The sequence below is a fragment of the Marinobacter sp. genome (genome assembly GCF_048259445.1).
Classification (GTDB): domain Bacteria; phylum Pseudomonadota; class Gammaproteobacteria; order Pseudomonadales; family Oleiphilaceae; genus Marinobacter.
In genome coordinates this window covers 144,465-157,042 of record NZ_JBLXHQ010000001.1, presented here as the reverse complement: position 1 = coordinate 157,042, position 12,578 = coordinate 144,465, and the positions used below count along the sequence as shown (strand labels likewise).

Below are 12,578 nucleotides of genomic sequence, written 5' to 3'. Positions count from 1 at the left end.
CAAAACGGAGCAACCCCCTGTGCTGATTAACCGTTGGCTTGGCAGCCTGGTTAACCGGGCCGTGCTGCTCGTTGTGGGTGTTGTTGTTCTGACAGCATTGCTGGTTGCACTTGCGGGCTCGCTTCTCAGCAGGTCGGAGCTTGAGCAGCAGGCAGCAAATCAGGTAACCACCATCGCTCAATTGGTTGCTGTAGCGTTGGACGACAAACTGTCGCAGCGACTTGAAGCGCTCAATCATGTGGCCGAGGGGTTCACCATGAGCGAGACGGTTTTCGAGACTCGAGCAAAAATATTGGTGCGTCGCCAGATGGCGCTGCAGCATCTGTTCGATGGTGTTTATCTGATCGACGCACGGGGAAAAGTGCTCGCGGAGTACCCTGAGGCTTTTAACCTTGTCGGAACGGATGTCAGTAGCCGTCCATACTTCCTCAAGGCTTCCCGACAGCTTACCCCGATTATCAGCGAGCCATACCGTTCTCACTATCAAGGGAAGCCAGCCGTGATGGTGGCTGCCCCTGTATTCGATCACAACCAGCGCTTTATCGGAATGCTCGGGGGAGCCATTGCTCTCGCTGGTGAGCACCTTATTGAGGAGTTTTCTGACGTTCGCATCGGGAAAACCGGTTATCTGGCGATCGTGACTCGTAAGGGAACGGTTCTTGCCAACGGGCGCACTGGTGAAGTGATGCAACCGGTAAGAAGCACCAACCCGATGCTTCAGGATGCTTTGGATGGCTTCGAGGGCACGGGCCAAACACGCGACAGTGACGGGGAAAGTATCATTCTGTCAGTCCGTCAGATGGAAGAAGTGCCCTGGTTTGTAGCTGCGGTCTGGCCGGCCCGAGAAGCCTATGCACCTGCGACTCGCATCAAGGATGCATTTCTCTGGATTTTGCTGGCGGTTATTTTGCTCATTGTCCCTGTTGCAATGTGGCGCTTTCGCCGTTTGCTGGCACCGCTTCAGGAGCTCGGCCAGCAGGTGCACGAGCGGCATCTGGGTATAAGAAGCAATCCCGTGGGTGGCTCCGGAGGCTCAGAAATCCGCCAGGTAGCTGACATATTCAATATGGTAATGGATGAGCGCGAGGATGTTTTGAGCTCTCTGGCCGAGCGAGAGGCATTTTTCCGTTCGCTCACCCGTGGCGCACCTATTGGTATTGTGCAGGCGGATGTTCTGGGGCGCATTGAGTTTGTGAATCCTGTTTTCGAAAGTATTCTCGGGCTGACAATGGCCGAACTGAGTGGAACTCATCTGTTTGACTGTGTCTCAGATGTAGATCGTGAGGCTGTTATTACAGGCTGGCAGCACTCACTCGAGCATCAGGAGGTATTTCGTGACCGTTTCAGACTGCAGGGGCCGAATAGCCAGCGGCCGGTGTGGTGTCAGGTAATGACGGCGGCACTTGAAACGCCGGAAAAAGTCATGGGTACCATCACGATTGTTCGGGATATTTCCCACGAGCTGGAAGTTGAAGAAGCGCTTCGTGACGAGCAACAGAGAGCGGAGAACATCCTGGGTGTGATGCAGGATGGTGTGTTGATGGCCGATACTGGCGGTGTTATTCGTTATGCCAACCACGCAGCGAGCCGTTTTCTCGGTTCTGACGGGGAATACCTGGGAAAAAACGTGTTCGAGCTGGTAGGTATTGACCATGAGGAGCAGGCGCTCACTCATGAGTGGTTTCTTGAATGTGATGATCTCGACAGCCTTTACATTACTCTTCTTAACCGGAGTGGAGAGGCGTTTGATGTGGATCTCAGTATGATTCACATTCGTCAGGGGCGGCAAAATGAGCGGCTGGTGTTTGTACTCCGGGACGACACCGAACGCCGGCGAGAAGAAGAACGGCTTTCCTGGGAAGCAACCCATGACAGCCTGACGCAGCTATTGAATCGTCGGGCTTTTAACGCTTCGCTCAATAAGTGCCTTAACGAAGCGGCGCATCAGGACGTAAGTTCTGTGTTGATGCTCATTGATCTCGACCACTTCAAACCGGTTAATGATGAGGGCGGCCATCTGCTTGGTGATGAGTTGCTGCGGCGCCTTGCTGATCTGTTCAAGGAGCCAGTGCGCCAGTCTGATACTGTTGCCCGGCTGGGTGGTGACGAGTTTGGTATTATCCTTCCTGCCTGTGGTCTGGCCCGGGCAAAAACGCTTGCGGAACGTATCCGCGCCGGTGTTGAAGCTCTCAAAATAGAGCAGGATGGCCGTATGTTCGGCGTTACGGCCAGTATTGGTATGACGGAACTTCTTGCCACAGATCGCGAACCCAAAAGCGTTGTTGCCCGGGCCGATGAGGCTGCCTATCTTGCGAAATCAAATGGCCGGAATCGTGTTGAAGTGGTGCTTGCGGCAGCGCAAACGTAGCGTAGAGAACTCAGATCCACCCGGTTGCCGCATAAATGCCGCCACTGACGCGCTCGGGCTCTCCGGGCGCAGAGCTACTTCCACGCGCAGAATTCCGCGGGCTTGAGCTGTGGCGTTCGGCACAAGGCTTCGGTTGCCAGTTGCACATCGGCCACGTAGTAAAGTGAGGCCAGGCCCAGTCTGTCCCGGCCCAGATTGTGGAACACCATGCCAAACGCTATATCGCCCGCGGTAAAGCGCTCGTGATTGGCGGCAAAGTACTCTGCTGGTTTCGCCAGAATCTCGTCATCAAGAAGCGCCTGAACCCGGCCTGCGCCGCCGTGATAGGCCTGTACCAGCAACAGCACAAACAGCTCATCGCGTTTGCTTTCCGGCAGATGGCCAAAACGTTCGTTAAAAGCCGGCTTCAGGTTTCGGGCATTCTGATGCATCAGGCGCAGCGCACAGTCAATCTGCGCCAGCCGATGCCAGTAGTTCTGGGGTTTTATCTGGCAGTCTTTCAGTGCGGAAGGTGAAAGCTGGAGAATGCCCTTTGCGTTTGCTTGAGAGTGCGCTCTTGCCTGCCCGCCGCTTTCAATCAGGATTTGTCCCGCCAGATACCTGGGCAAAACCGCTGGTAGATCGAAGCGGTTTTGCTCGCTCCGGCGCTGGACAATATACATCAGCGCATCGTGGAGTGAGCCGGGCTGTTCGCGAGTTGCGAAAGAAAGGTCGTCCCAGGCGCCCCATACAAGATCCCTGCCCCGGGCGCCCAGATAGCGGCCAACGGCAAGGTCCAGATTTACGTGGGGCTGGTCACAGGCCAGGGCAAACGGATAGCCCTTCGTATCAGCGTCGCCGGCAATCCATTCCTCAGTGCGTCCCTGTTCGTGCAGTGACTGGCGGGTATCGTTCAGGCGTTTCTGGGTGGTTGCGCGATCGGCGCCGTCACTGATCCAGCCGAGGAACTGCCCACGCATGTCGAACAGAATATGGCGTTCAGGGCTGGAGCAATAACCCGATTCTTTAAGAACCCAGCGTCGTATGGTGAGAATGTTCTGGTAAACGCCCTGGCTTACCCAGTAAGGCGAGCCCCGCACTATGGCGGTCCAGCCTGCGATGTCAGCACTTTCATCCCCGGCCTGATCCTCTTCGGACAGCGCAGGTGCTTGCGCCACGACAGTCAGGATGAAAGTCAGGGCAAGCTGTCGTAAGCTTGCGAATCTTGAGCTCATAAACAATGTGTCCGTGGTATTCCGGGCATCACAATAACAAATGGACGCTACCATGAAGCAATCTGAATATCTTCGTTACGACGCTACTGCATTGGCTGATCTCATACGTCGTGGCGAAGTTACCTCAAGAGAAGTATGCGAGGCTGCGGTGGAACGGGCAACCTCTGTAAACGGTTCCCTTAATGCAATCTGCTTCCCGCAGTTCTCCGAAGCTTTGGCGCAGGGTTTTCCTGAGCAAGGCGCATTCGCCGGTGTTCCTCTGCTGCTTAAGGACCTGGCGCAAGAACAGTCTGGTCAACCCTGTACCTTTGGTAGCCGTAGCTTTAAAAACAACATTGCGGCCCAGGACTCCGAATTTGTGAGCCGTGCCCGTGAAGGTGGGCTGGTGTTTCTGGGGCGGACAGCGACACCGGAGTTCGGCCTCAAGGCCATTACCGAATCAGAGCTTTGGGGGCCGTCGCGGAACCCGTGGAACACGGATCTTACCCCTGGAGGATCGAGTGGCGGTTCCGGTGCCGCAGTCGCTGCCGGTATTGTGCCTATGGCCGGCGCTAACGATGGCGGGGGCTCCATCCGAATACCGGCCGCTTACAATGGGCTGTTTGGGCTCAAGCCATCTCGCGGTCGTATCTCGAGTGGCCCCTTGATGGGTGAATCCTGGACCGGTGCTTCTGCGGATCATGTGGTCACCCGAACAGTACGTGACAGCGCCGGGATGCTGGATGTGCTCAGCGGTAACGCTTGCGGCGATCCGTTCGTTATCCCCGAGCCCGGCTCCGCGTTCGCTGACCTGATGCAGCAATCGCCAGGTAGCCTTAAAATCGGTGTCTTCACATCGTCTCCATTTGATACCGAGGTGGCGCCCGAGTGCGTTGCCGCGGTTGAGGAAACGGCGAGGATTCTGGAAAACCTGGGACACAAGGTTGAGTATGCGCGGCCGGAATTCGACGGCATGGCATTGGCTCGCTGCTACCTCGGTCTCTATTTTGGTGAAGTGTCGGCCATGATGGCGAAGGCCAAAGCGCAGTTTGGTGCCGCTGACAGCGATTTCGAGCTGGATACCCGCCTTATTGGTATGTTGGGCAATACCATGCCCCTGTCAGATTATGTACTTCGCCGCCAGCAGTGGAATGAGTTCGCACGGTCGCTGGGAGCATTCTTCAGAGGATACGATCTCTACCTTTGCCCGACTACCGGCCAGATGCCAGCCCGCATCGGTGAGCTGGAAACACCGGCTCACCTGAAGCTGGCAGCAAAGCTGATGCTTGGCCTCAAGGCCGGAAAAATGCTTCACCGCAGTGGTCAGGTGGATCAGATGGTTATGGAGAACCTGGCCCGGACGCCCTTTACCCAGCTAGCCAACCTCACCGGAACACCCGCCATGTCGGTGCCCTTGCACTGGACTGCCGGGGGGCTTCCAGTCGGCGTGCAGCTGGGAGCTCCACACGGTGGTGAGGGCGTGTTATTGCAACTGGCGGCTCAGCTTGAGGAAGCAGCGCCCTGGTTTGGCTATTTCGAGCGACTTGATAATGCCTTTCCGGCGGAGAATGGATAGCGGGCTTTTATCTGGTGGTGATCCGTTGACTCCAGACCCACGTTTATCTTTATATGCTTAACAGGCTATGCTGTGTATCAGGAAGACCTACTTCCTGATACACCCTGATGGCATCGAGGAGGCGAGCGTATTATGAACCAACCGATGGCAATCGATGAACTGGTATCAGTAGCACAGGCAGAAGCCATGGGAGAGCTTGATGCTCCTATGATGGCGATTGTTCTGGCCAGCGAACAAAGCTACGACTTGCCCATCAACTCACTTGAAACCGATGCCGACAAGGCGCGCTGGGGGTTGATTCTCCGTGCTGCCCGCGAGCATGTAGCGGCGGACGCTGTGGCGGTTCTCTATCCCGCCTGGACGACTATCCGTCATAAAAAGAAGGAGGCTGCTGAAGATGGCGGCTCTGAAGCCTCTGAAGACAGCCTTGAAGCGTCGTCAGACAGTACCGAAGACGAGCCCAATGAACCGATAGACACCCTGTTTGTGCAGCTTCATACCCGGGATCATGTTTACTGGCGTGGATTTGAACAGATCCGGGATCCGAAGCACCAGCGCATCATAGGTTTTCGTCGCATTAAAGCCCTGTCTACGGACTACAGGCGCGATGAAGAACCTTCAATTGCATCCTGGCTCAGCACATTGTTTGAGCCGCTACCGGAGCACGGTGAAGAAAGCGATACTGACCTTGAGCTGGCCGATCTTCTGGAAGAGCCGGAGGTAAGTGCTGCGCTGTATCCACGGCAACTGCGGGCGCTGCACTGAGGGCATTGTGCGCGTCGCAAACCAGCATGGCAGGGCGCTGGGTGTAGGGAAAACCCGGATTCGGGTTTGGCATGCGAATAGTCTATAATCGCCCGCCTTAATCCTGCACCCACAAGGCTCTGACCGTGATTGTATTTAACCAGGTACAGAAGTCGTATCAGGTAGGCGGCCGGGCGATCCCCGCGCTTCACCCAACTGATATGACCATCGAAACCGGCGAGGTGTTCGGTATTGTCGGGCACTCCGGGGCGGGAAAATCCACCCTGGTGCGCCTGATCAACCTTCTGGAGCCCCCCACCGGCGGCGACATTCTGATTGACGACGAGAATATCACCCGATACAGCGCCGCTGAACTTCGAGCGTTTCGCCGAAAAGTCGGGATGATCTTCCAGCACTTCAATCTGCTATCTTCGAAAACCGTGTCGGATAACATTGCCTTCCCGATGAAGCTGGCGGGCATCTATTCCAAAGCGGAAATCCGGGATCGTGTGCAGGAACTGCTGGCTCGAGTCAGTCTGATAGACCAGGCTGATAAATATCCTTCCCAGTTATCCGGTGGCCAGAAACAACGCGTAGGTATTGCCCGTGCGCTCGCCTGCAGGCCAACAATTCTATTGTGCGACGAAGCCACCAGCGCTCTGGACCCACAAACGACCCAGTCGGTGCTCCGGTTGTTGGCTGAGATCAATAAGGAACTCGGCCTCACGATTGTACTCATTACCCATGAAATGGACGTGGTGCGGCGAGTGTGTGACCGGGTTGCGGTGATGGATGGCGGCCGTGTGGTGGAAATGGGGGCTGTGAGTGATGTTTTCCTGCACCCGAAGCACCCCACGACCCGGGATTTTGTGTTTGAGAGCGAAAGCGTCGACAGCCAGGATCGGCAGGAAGATCTGCAAAAGGCCAAAGGTCGTATCCTGCGTCTGACATTCAAGGGTGAATCGACCTACCAGCCTTTGCTGGGCAGCGTTGCACGCGCCTCAGGAGTGGATTTCAGTATTCTTTCGGGCCGTATTGATCACATCAAAGATACGCCATACGGGCAGTTGACCCTGTCTTTGGTAGGCGGTGACCTTGATGCTGCCATGGGCGCTCTGAAAGCGGCTGATGTTCATGTGGAGGTGGTGCGCTGATGGAAGCTCTACTGAGTAACGTGGACTGGCCGGAAATTGGCATAGCAAGCTGGGACACCCTGGTGATGGTGGGCATGTCTCTGCTGTTCAGTGTCCTGGCCGGCCTGCCGATTGGTGTATTGCTATTCCTGACAGGCAAACGCCAGTTGCTGGAACAGCCGGTAGCTTACGCCGTGCTGTCATTTGTCGTGAACGTGCTGCGTTCTGTGCCCTTTATCATCCTTTTGATTGTGATGATACCGTTCACCGTGATGTTGATCGGCACGTCTCTTGGCGTTGCGGGTGCCATTCCTCCGCTGGTGGCTGGCGGTGCACCCTTCTTTGCCCGGCTGGTAGAGACATCCCTGCGGGAAGTTGACCGGGGCATTATTGAAGCCACTCAGGCCATGGGTGCCAACGTGCGCCAGATCATTTTCGGTGCCTTGCTGCCGGAAGCGCTTCCGGGCATCATCGCCGGCATCACCGTCACAGCAATTACGCTGGTTTCCTATGCGGCTATGTCGGGCGTTATTGGCGGCGGCGGTCTGGGTGACCTGGCAATCCGTTTTGGTTATCAGAGGTTTCAGACTGATGTGATGGTCATCACTGTGGCCCTTTTGGTGATCTTCGTACAAGTGTTGCAGATGGTGGGTGACCGTCTGGTGCTGTATTTCAGCCGTAAGTAGTTTTTGAAATGTTGAATGAGTCTGCGATGGCATAACCCTCAGAAGACACGCCAGAAATGAGCTCGGGCGATGGGGTGCTCCCCGAAAACGTGGAGCGCCAAGGATGGCGCGACCGAGCCCTACATGGACGTATTCACGGGCGCTTTTCGGGGAGCACCCCATCGCCCGCGCGGGACGTCCAGAACAATTCTGCTTTTATCAATCAAAAGACCACGAACAGGAGAGTATTAAATGAACTTCAAAAAAGCCCTGGTAGCACTGGCTGCTGCATCCGTTTTTTCTGCAGCGGTCTCCGCTGAGAAGCTGTCCGTAGCCGCAACGCCGGTACCCCACGCAGAACTGCTGGAATTCGTGAAGCCGAAGCTGGCGGAACAGGGTGTAGAGCTGGATGTGAAGGTGTTCACCGACTATATCCAGCCCAACGTTCAGGTGGATCAGAAGCGTATGGACGCCAACTTCTTCCAGCACCAGCCATACCTCGACGAATTCAATGACGGCCGGGGAACCAGCCTGGTGACCGTTACCGGTGTTCACGTTGAGCCGTTTGGCGCTTACTCCAACAAAATCGACTCTCTGGACGATCTGAAAGAAGGCGCAGTCGTAGCCATTCCGAACGATCCCACTAACGGTGGACGCGCTTTGTTGCTGCTTCAGAAAGCCGGAGTAATCACCCTGAAAGAAGGCAGTAAAATCACGGCAACTCCTCGTGATATCGCTGACAATCCGAAAGATCTCGATTTCAAAGAACTGGAAGCTGCAACCTTGCCACGAATTCTTGGTCAGGTTGACGTTGCCCTCATCAATACCAACTACGCGCTGGAAGCAGGTTTGAACCCGTCGGAAGACGCGCTGGTGATTGAGGGTTCCGAATCTCCGTATGTGAACATTCTGGTAGCTCGCCCTGATAACAAAGACAGCGAGGCTATGCAGAAGCTGGCGGCGGCGCTGAAGTCTGATGAGGTTCGTGACTTCATCAAGGAGAAGTATAAAGGTGCAGTGGTTCCGGCTTTCTGATCGGAACGCTAGAACGCTAGCCATAAAAAAACCGGGCAGCGTAAGCTGCCCGGTTTTTTTGCTTCAGAAGTTGACGCTGATAATCAGTCGCCGCTCCAGTTGGCTGTCGGGTCTGGTGTCATCCGCAGGTAAGACTTCACCTTCTTGTAGCCTTTCGGGAAGCGCTTCTTGATTTCCTCCTCATCCTGAAGAGACGGCACAATTACGACGTCTCCGCCCCGCTCCCAGTTGCCCGGTGTGGCGACTTTGTGGTCGTCGGTCAGCTGCAGGGAATCGATTACCCGCAGAACTTCGTTAAAGTTACGACCGGTGCTGGCTGGGTATGTGATGATCAGGCGAACTTTTTTATTCGGATCAATCACAAACAGAGAGCGCACGGTAAGCGTGCTGTCGGCATTGGGGTGAATCATGTCGTACAGTTCGGCAACTTTACCGTCATGGTCTGCAATAATCGGGAAGTTCACCGCGCAGCCCTGAGTTTCATTGATGTCTTTGATCCACTCGTGGTGGGAATCAACCGGATCAACGCTCAGTGCGATGGCCTTTACGTTACGCTGTGCAAACTCGTCTTTAAGCTTGGCTGTCAGGCCAAGCTCAGTGGTGCAAACCGGCGTAAAGTCCGCCGGGTGAGAGAACAGCACACCCCAGCCATTGCCTAACCATTCGTGGAACGAAATCTTGCCCTCGCTGGAATCCTGTTCGAAATCCGGTGCGGTATCGCCTAGACGTAAGCTCATGCTCGCTCTCCTTTGATGCTGCTTATGATAGCGTGGTTCGAGATCCCGGCAGCCAGGCCGCCGGATCCATTTGTTAAGTGTATACGAGAATCATCGGGGCCGGATGACGGTATTGCAAGGGGCAGTTGATTCATCTCATCCGGCACCGGCTTGTTGGCCACCATTTTATAATGATGGCTGTTTCAACGCCGTTACAGCCCCAGGGCCTTCTCTCGCTCAAAGTGCTCTTTGGTCAATTTGAACACCACCGGGCTGAGCAACAGAAGGGCGATCAGGTTGGGCAGTGCCATCATGGCGTTCAGGGTGTCGGCGACCAGCCAGACCAGGCCCAGATTTACCGTTGCGCCAACAGGGATGGCAAGGATCCATGCAACCCGATAAGGCACTATGGCTTTTACACCGAACAGGAATTCCACACTGCGCTCACCGTAAAACGACCAGCCAAGCAAGGTGGTAAAGGCGAAAATCGCCAGAGCGATGGCCACCACGTAGTCCCCGATTCCTGGCAGTGCCAGAGAGAAGGCCATGGAGGTAAGTGCCGCACCGGATTCCCCGGTAGTCCAGGCGCCAGAGGTAATGATGACAAGACCGGTGATGGTGCAAATGATGATGGTGTCTATAAAGGTGCCCAGCATGGCTACCATGCCCTGATTGATCGGGTTCCTGGTTTGTGCCGCAGCATGGGCTATGGGGGCAGAGCCCAGGCCGGCCTCGTTGGAAAAGACGCCTCGGGCAACACCAAAGCGTATGGCCGCCCAGACCGCCGCGCCTGCAAAACCACCCTCGGCCGCTATCGGGCTGAAGGCATGTTTGAAGATCAGTGCAAACGCTGCAGGGATATCGGCGAAATTGATCGCCAGAACAACCAGGCCTGCGAGCAGATACGACAGCGCCATGAGCGGCACTAGCGCGCTGGCTACCTGCCCGATACGGCGAATGCCGCCAATCAGTACCATGCCCACCAGAATCATAAGAATGAGGCCGGTGAGCCAGTGTGGCAGACCGAATGTCGTTTCCATTACATCCGCGACCGAGTTGGCCTGCACAGTGTTGCCGATGCCAAAACCGGCGATGGCTGCAAAAATGGCAAAGAGTACGCCCAGCCAGGCCCATTTTTTGCCAAGCCCGTTCCGAATGTAATACATCGGCCCGCCGACATAGGATCCGCGCTCATCCACCTCGCGAAAGCGCACAGCAAGGACTGCTTCGGAGTACTTGGTGGCCATACCCACAAGGGCCGTCAGCCACATCCAGAACAGGGCGCCTGGCCCGCCGAGGAAAACAGCAGTTGCTACGCCGGCAATATTGCCGGTTCCTACGGTTGCAGACAGAGCGGTCATTAGCGCCTGAAACGGAGGGATGTCGCCATCAGACTCCGCATCTGCCGCGCTACGGCCTTTCCACATCTGGCGGAAGCCAGCGCCTAGCTTGAGTATCGGCATAAGCTTCAGGCCGAGACTCAAAAACAGCCCTACACCGAGGATAAGTACCAGCATGGGCGGTCCCCAGACCAGCCCGTTGATAGCTCCAATAATGTTTTCAATGGCTTCCATGGGGATCCCCTTGTGTATGCCATGGTTTAAAGTTGTGATTTTACCCGCAAGGGTTATAACCGATTGAGTTTAGTCAGATATTGTCATGTGTAAACTGTCAGGTGATGAAAATTGAGGATTAGGCGCCTATTGCCTATGTTTACAGTACAGTAGAGGGTGTGGCCCAGTTTGGTGCTGCCGGATCAACCAGAAAGGTGAGGTATTACCCATGTGTGCACTCAGAGTCTCCAATATCATGTCCAATCACATTGAGCCTATCCGGTGTGGAACGCCGCTGACTGAAGTGGTCAGGGTTCTGCTGGAGAATCATGTCTCCGGGCTGCCGGTGGTCGATGCGAACAGGCATTTGCTGGGTTTTGTTTCGGAACAGGATTGTATTCACTCACTGCTGGTGAGCAACTATCACTGTGAAGGTGATCCGGTTGTGGACGATGTCATGTTTCGCGAGCCTTTGTCGATTTCGCCTGGCACCGCAATTGTCGATCTTGCCCAGAAACTCGGCTCTGGCAAGCCGAAAGTCTATCCGGTGGTTGAACATGGCAAACTCATCGGCATTGTTACGCGCACGGCTGTGCTTGCCGAGCTTGCCCGCATCGGTTGTGGGCTCGAGCTTTCGAGACATACAAACGCTGACGACTGATCAGGCCCTGCTCTTGAGAGCACACCTAACCCTGATCCCAGCCGTGCCCTGAAGCCGTATTCTGAAGAGGACATTATGGAACTGCTATCTACCAACGTCTGCTTTGACGGAGAGCATCGCCGCTACCGACATACATCTGCCACGCTTGAGTGCGCGATGGAGTTCGCCGTGTACCTGCCTCCGGCTGCGGTTGGGCCGAATCCACAGAAAGTGCCAGCGCTCTGGTGGCTATCCGGTCTGACATGCACGGATCAGAATTTCATGGAGAAGGCCGGTGCCCAGAGAAAGGCTGCGGAGCTGGGCATGGCAATTATCTGCCCGGATACCAGCCCACGCGGTGTTAATCTGCCGGGAGAAGACGACAGCTATGACTTTGGCAGCGGGGCCGGGTTCTATATCAACGCCACTCAGCAGCCCTGGGCGCCTCACTACCACATGTACGACTATGTGTTAAAGGAGCTGCCCCAGCTGGTTGAAAGCGAACTGCCGTTGACCGAAAGGCGCAGCATCAGCGGTCACTCCATGGGTGGCCACGGTGCATTGATATGCGCACTGCGCAATCCCGGGCGTTTTGCATCCGTATCCGCATTTGCGCCCATTGCCCATCCCACGGTTTGCCCCTGGGGACAAAAGGCGTTCAAGGGCTACCTTGGTGAGGATACGGCGAGCTGGGAAGAATGGGATGCTACCTTGCTGATTCCGAAGGCTAGTGAACGCTTGCCTCTGCTGATCGATCAAGGCACTGCAGACGGTTTCCTGGAAAGCCAGCTCAACCCGGAAGCCTTGGTGGAGGCGTGTGAGCAGCACAACCACCCTGTTAATTTGCGGATGCGGAATGGCTACGACCACAGCTATTTCTTTATTGCCTCATTTATTGATGACCATCTGCTCCACCACGCCAGGGCGCTGGGCCTTGGCTGAGCGATTCACCGGA

11 protein-coding genes are annotated in these 12,578 nt (G+C 55.6%); 8 read left to right on the top strand and 3 right to left on the bottom strand.

What is annotated here, in order from left to right; translation table 11 throughout:
- Positions 1 to 19: 19 nt before the first annotated feature.
- A complete protein-coding gene (locus tag ACN0RL_RS00685) occupies positions 20 to 2,368 on the top strand; it encodes a GGDEF domain-containing protein (RefSeq protein WP_417512713.1) in 2,349 nt (782 codons plus the stop codon).
- Positions 2,369 to 2,442: 74 nt separating this feature from the next.
- Here ACN0RL_RS00685 and ACN0RL_RS00680 read toward each other — a convergent pair whose 3' ends face one another.
- The gene (locus ACN0RL_RS00680; RefSeq protein ID WP_417512712.1) at positions 2,443 to 3,582 is read right to left on the bottom strand and encodes a transglycosylase SLT domain-containing protein; all 1,140 of its coding nucleotides are present in this window, start codon (positions 3,580 to 3,582) and stop codon (positions 2,443 to 2,445) included.
- Between the two features lie 52 nt (positions 3,583 to 3,634).
- Between ACN0RL_RS00680 and ACN0RL_RS00675 the strand changes: the two genes are divergently transcribed.
- The 5 genes from ACN0RL_RS00675 to ACN0RL_RS00655 all read left to right on the top strand — a co-directional run bounded on the left by ACN0RL_RS00675 (position 3,635) and on the right by ACN0RL_RS00655 (position 8,714).
- Positions 3,635 to 5,137 carry an amidase gene (locus ACN0RL_RS00675; RefSeq protein WP_417512711.1) on the top strand — a complete coding sequence of 501 codons (1,503 nt, stop codon included), beginning with the start codon at positions 3,635 to 3,637 and terminating at the stop codon, positions 5,135 to 5,137.
- A gap of 132 nt (positions 5,138 to 5,269) precedes the next feature.
- Positions 5,270 to 5,902, top strand: coding sequence for a hypothetical protein (locus tag ACN0RL_RS00670; protein WP_417512710.1), 633 nt, complete (start codon positions 5,270 to 5,272; stop codon positions 5,900 to 5,902).
- Between the two features lie 125 nt (positions 5,903 to 6,027).
- Positions 6,028 to 7,035, top strand: coding sequence for a methionine ABC transporter ATP-binding protein (locus ACN0RL_RS00665; RefSeq protein ID WP_417512709.1), 1,008 nt, complete (start codon positions 6,028 to 6,030; stop codon positions 7,033 to 7,035).
- Positions 7,035 to 7,700: a methionine ABC transporter permease gene (locus tag ACN0RL_RS00660; protein WP_100687464.1), complete on the top strand. Its 666-nt coding sequence runs from the start codon at positions 7,035 to 7,037 to the stop codon at positions 7,698 to 7,700. Before ACN0RL_RS00665 ends, ACN0RL_RS00660 begins: the two co-directional genes overlap by 1 nt.
- A 231-nt stretch (positions 7,701 to 7,931) precedes the next feature.
- Positions 7,932 to 8,714, top strand: a complete 783-nt coding sequence (locus ACN0RL_RS00655; RefSeq protein ID WP_417512708.1) for a MetQ/NlpA family ABC transporter substrate-binding protein — start codon at positions 7,932 to 7,934, stop codon at positions 8,712 to 8,714.
- Between the two features lie 83 nt (positions 8,715 to 8,797).
- On the opposite strand, the gene ACN0RL_RS00650 is transcribed toward ACN0RL_RS00655, so the two are convergent.
- Positions 8,798 to 9,451 carry a peroxiredoxin gene (locus ACN0RL_RS00650; protein ID WP_417512707.1) on the bottom strand — a complete coding sequence of 218 codons (654 nt, stop codon included), beginning with the start codon at positions 9,449 to 9,451 and terminating at the stop codon, positions 8,798 to 8,800.
- A 191-nt stretch (positions 9,452 to 9,642) separates the two neighbouring features.
- Positions 9,643 to 11,004, bottom strand: a complete 1,362-nt coding sequence (locus tag ACN0RL_RS00645; protein ID WP_417512706.1) for an alanine/glycine:cation symporter family protein — start codon at positions 11,002 to 11,004, stop codon at positions 9,643 to 9,645.
- A 235-nt stretch (positions 11,005 to 11,239) separates the two neighbouring features.
- Here ACN0RL_RS00645 and ACN0RL_RS00640 point away from each other — a divergent pair, with 235 nt between their 5' ends.
- Both ACN0RL_RS00640 and fghA read left to right on the top strand, forming a co-directional pair.
- Positions 11,240 to 11,644, top strand: coding sequence for a CBS domain-containing protein (locus ACN0RL_RS00640; RefSeq protein WP_417512705.1), 405 nt, complete (start codon positions 11,240 to 11,242; stop codon positions 11,642 to 11,644).
- A gap of 75 nt (positions 11,645 to 11,719) precedes the next feature.
- The gene (gene fghA / locus ACN0RL_RS00635; protein ID WP_417512704.1) at positions 11,720 to 12,565 is read left to right on the top strand and encodes an S-formylglutathione hydrolase; all 846 of its coding nucleotides are present in this window, start codon (positions 11,720 to 11,722) and stop codon (positions 12,563 to 12,565) included.
- Positions 12,566 to 12,578 lie beyond the last annotated feature (13 nt).

Bases quoted from the DNA above. Each gene is read 5' to 3' on its own strand.
- ACN0RL_RS00660 (WP_100687464.1), top strand. From the start codon at position 7,035: ATGGAAGCTCTACTGAGTAACGTGGACTGGCCGGAAATTGGCATAGCA.
- ACN0RL_RS00640 (WP_417512705.1), top strand. From the start codon at position 11,240: ATGTCCAATCACATTGAGCCTATCCGGTGTGGAACGCCGCTGACTGAA.
- ACN0RL_RS00650 (WP_417512707.1), bottom strand. From the start codon at position 9,451: ATGAGCTTACGTCTAGGCGATACCGCACCGGATTTCGAACAGGATTCC.
- ACN0RL_RS00645 (WP_417512706.1), bottom strand. From the start codon at position 11,004: ATGGAAGCCATTGAAAACATTATTGGAGCTATCAACGGGCTGGTCTGG.
- ACN0RL_RS00680 (WP_417512712.1), bottom strand. From the start codon at position 3,582: ATGAGCTCAAGATTCGCAAGCTTACGACAGCTTGCCCTGACTTTCATC.
- ACN0RL_RS00655 (WP_417512708.1), top strand. From the start codon at position 7,932: ATGAACTTCAAAAAAGCCCTGGTAGCACTGGCTGCTGCATCCGTTTTT.
- ACN0RL_RS00670 (WP_417512710.1), top strand. From the start codon at position 5,270: ATGAACCAACCGATGGCAATCGATGAACTGGTATCAGTAGCACAGGCA.
- fghA (WP_417512704.1), top strand. From the start codon at position 11,720: ATGGAACTGCTATCTACCAACGTCTGCTTTGACGGAGAGCATCGCCGC.
- ACN0RL_RS00675 (WP_417512711.1), top strand. From the start codon at position 3,635: ATGAAGCAATCTGAATATCTTCGTTACGACGCTACTGCATTGGCTGAT.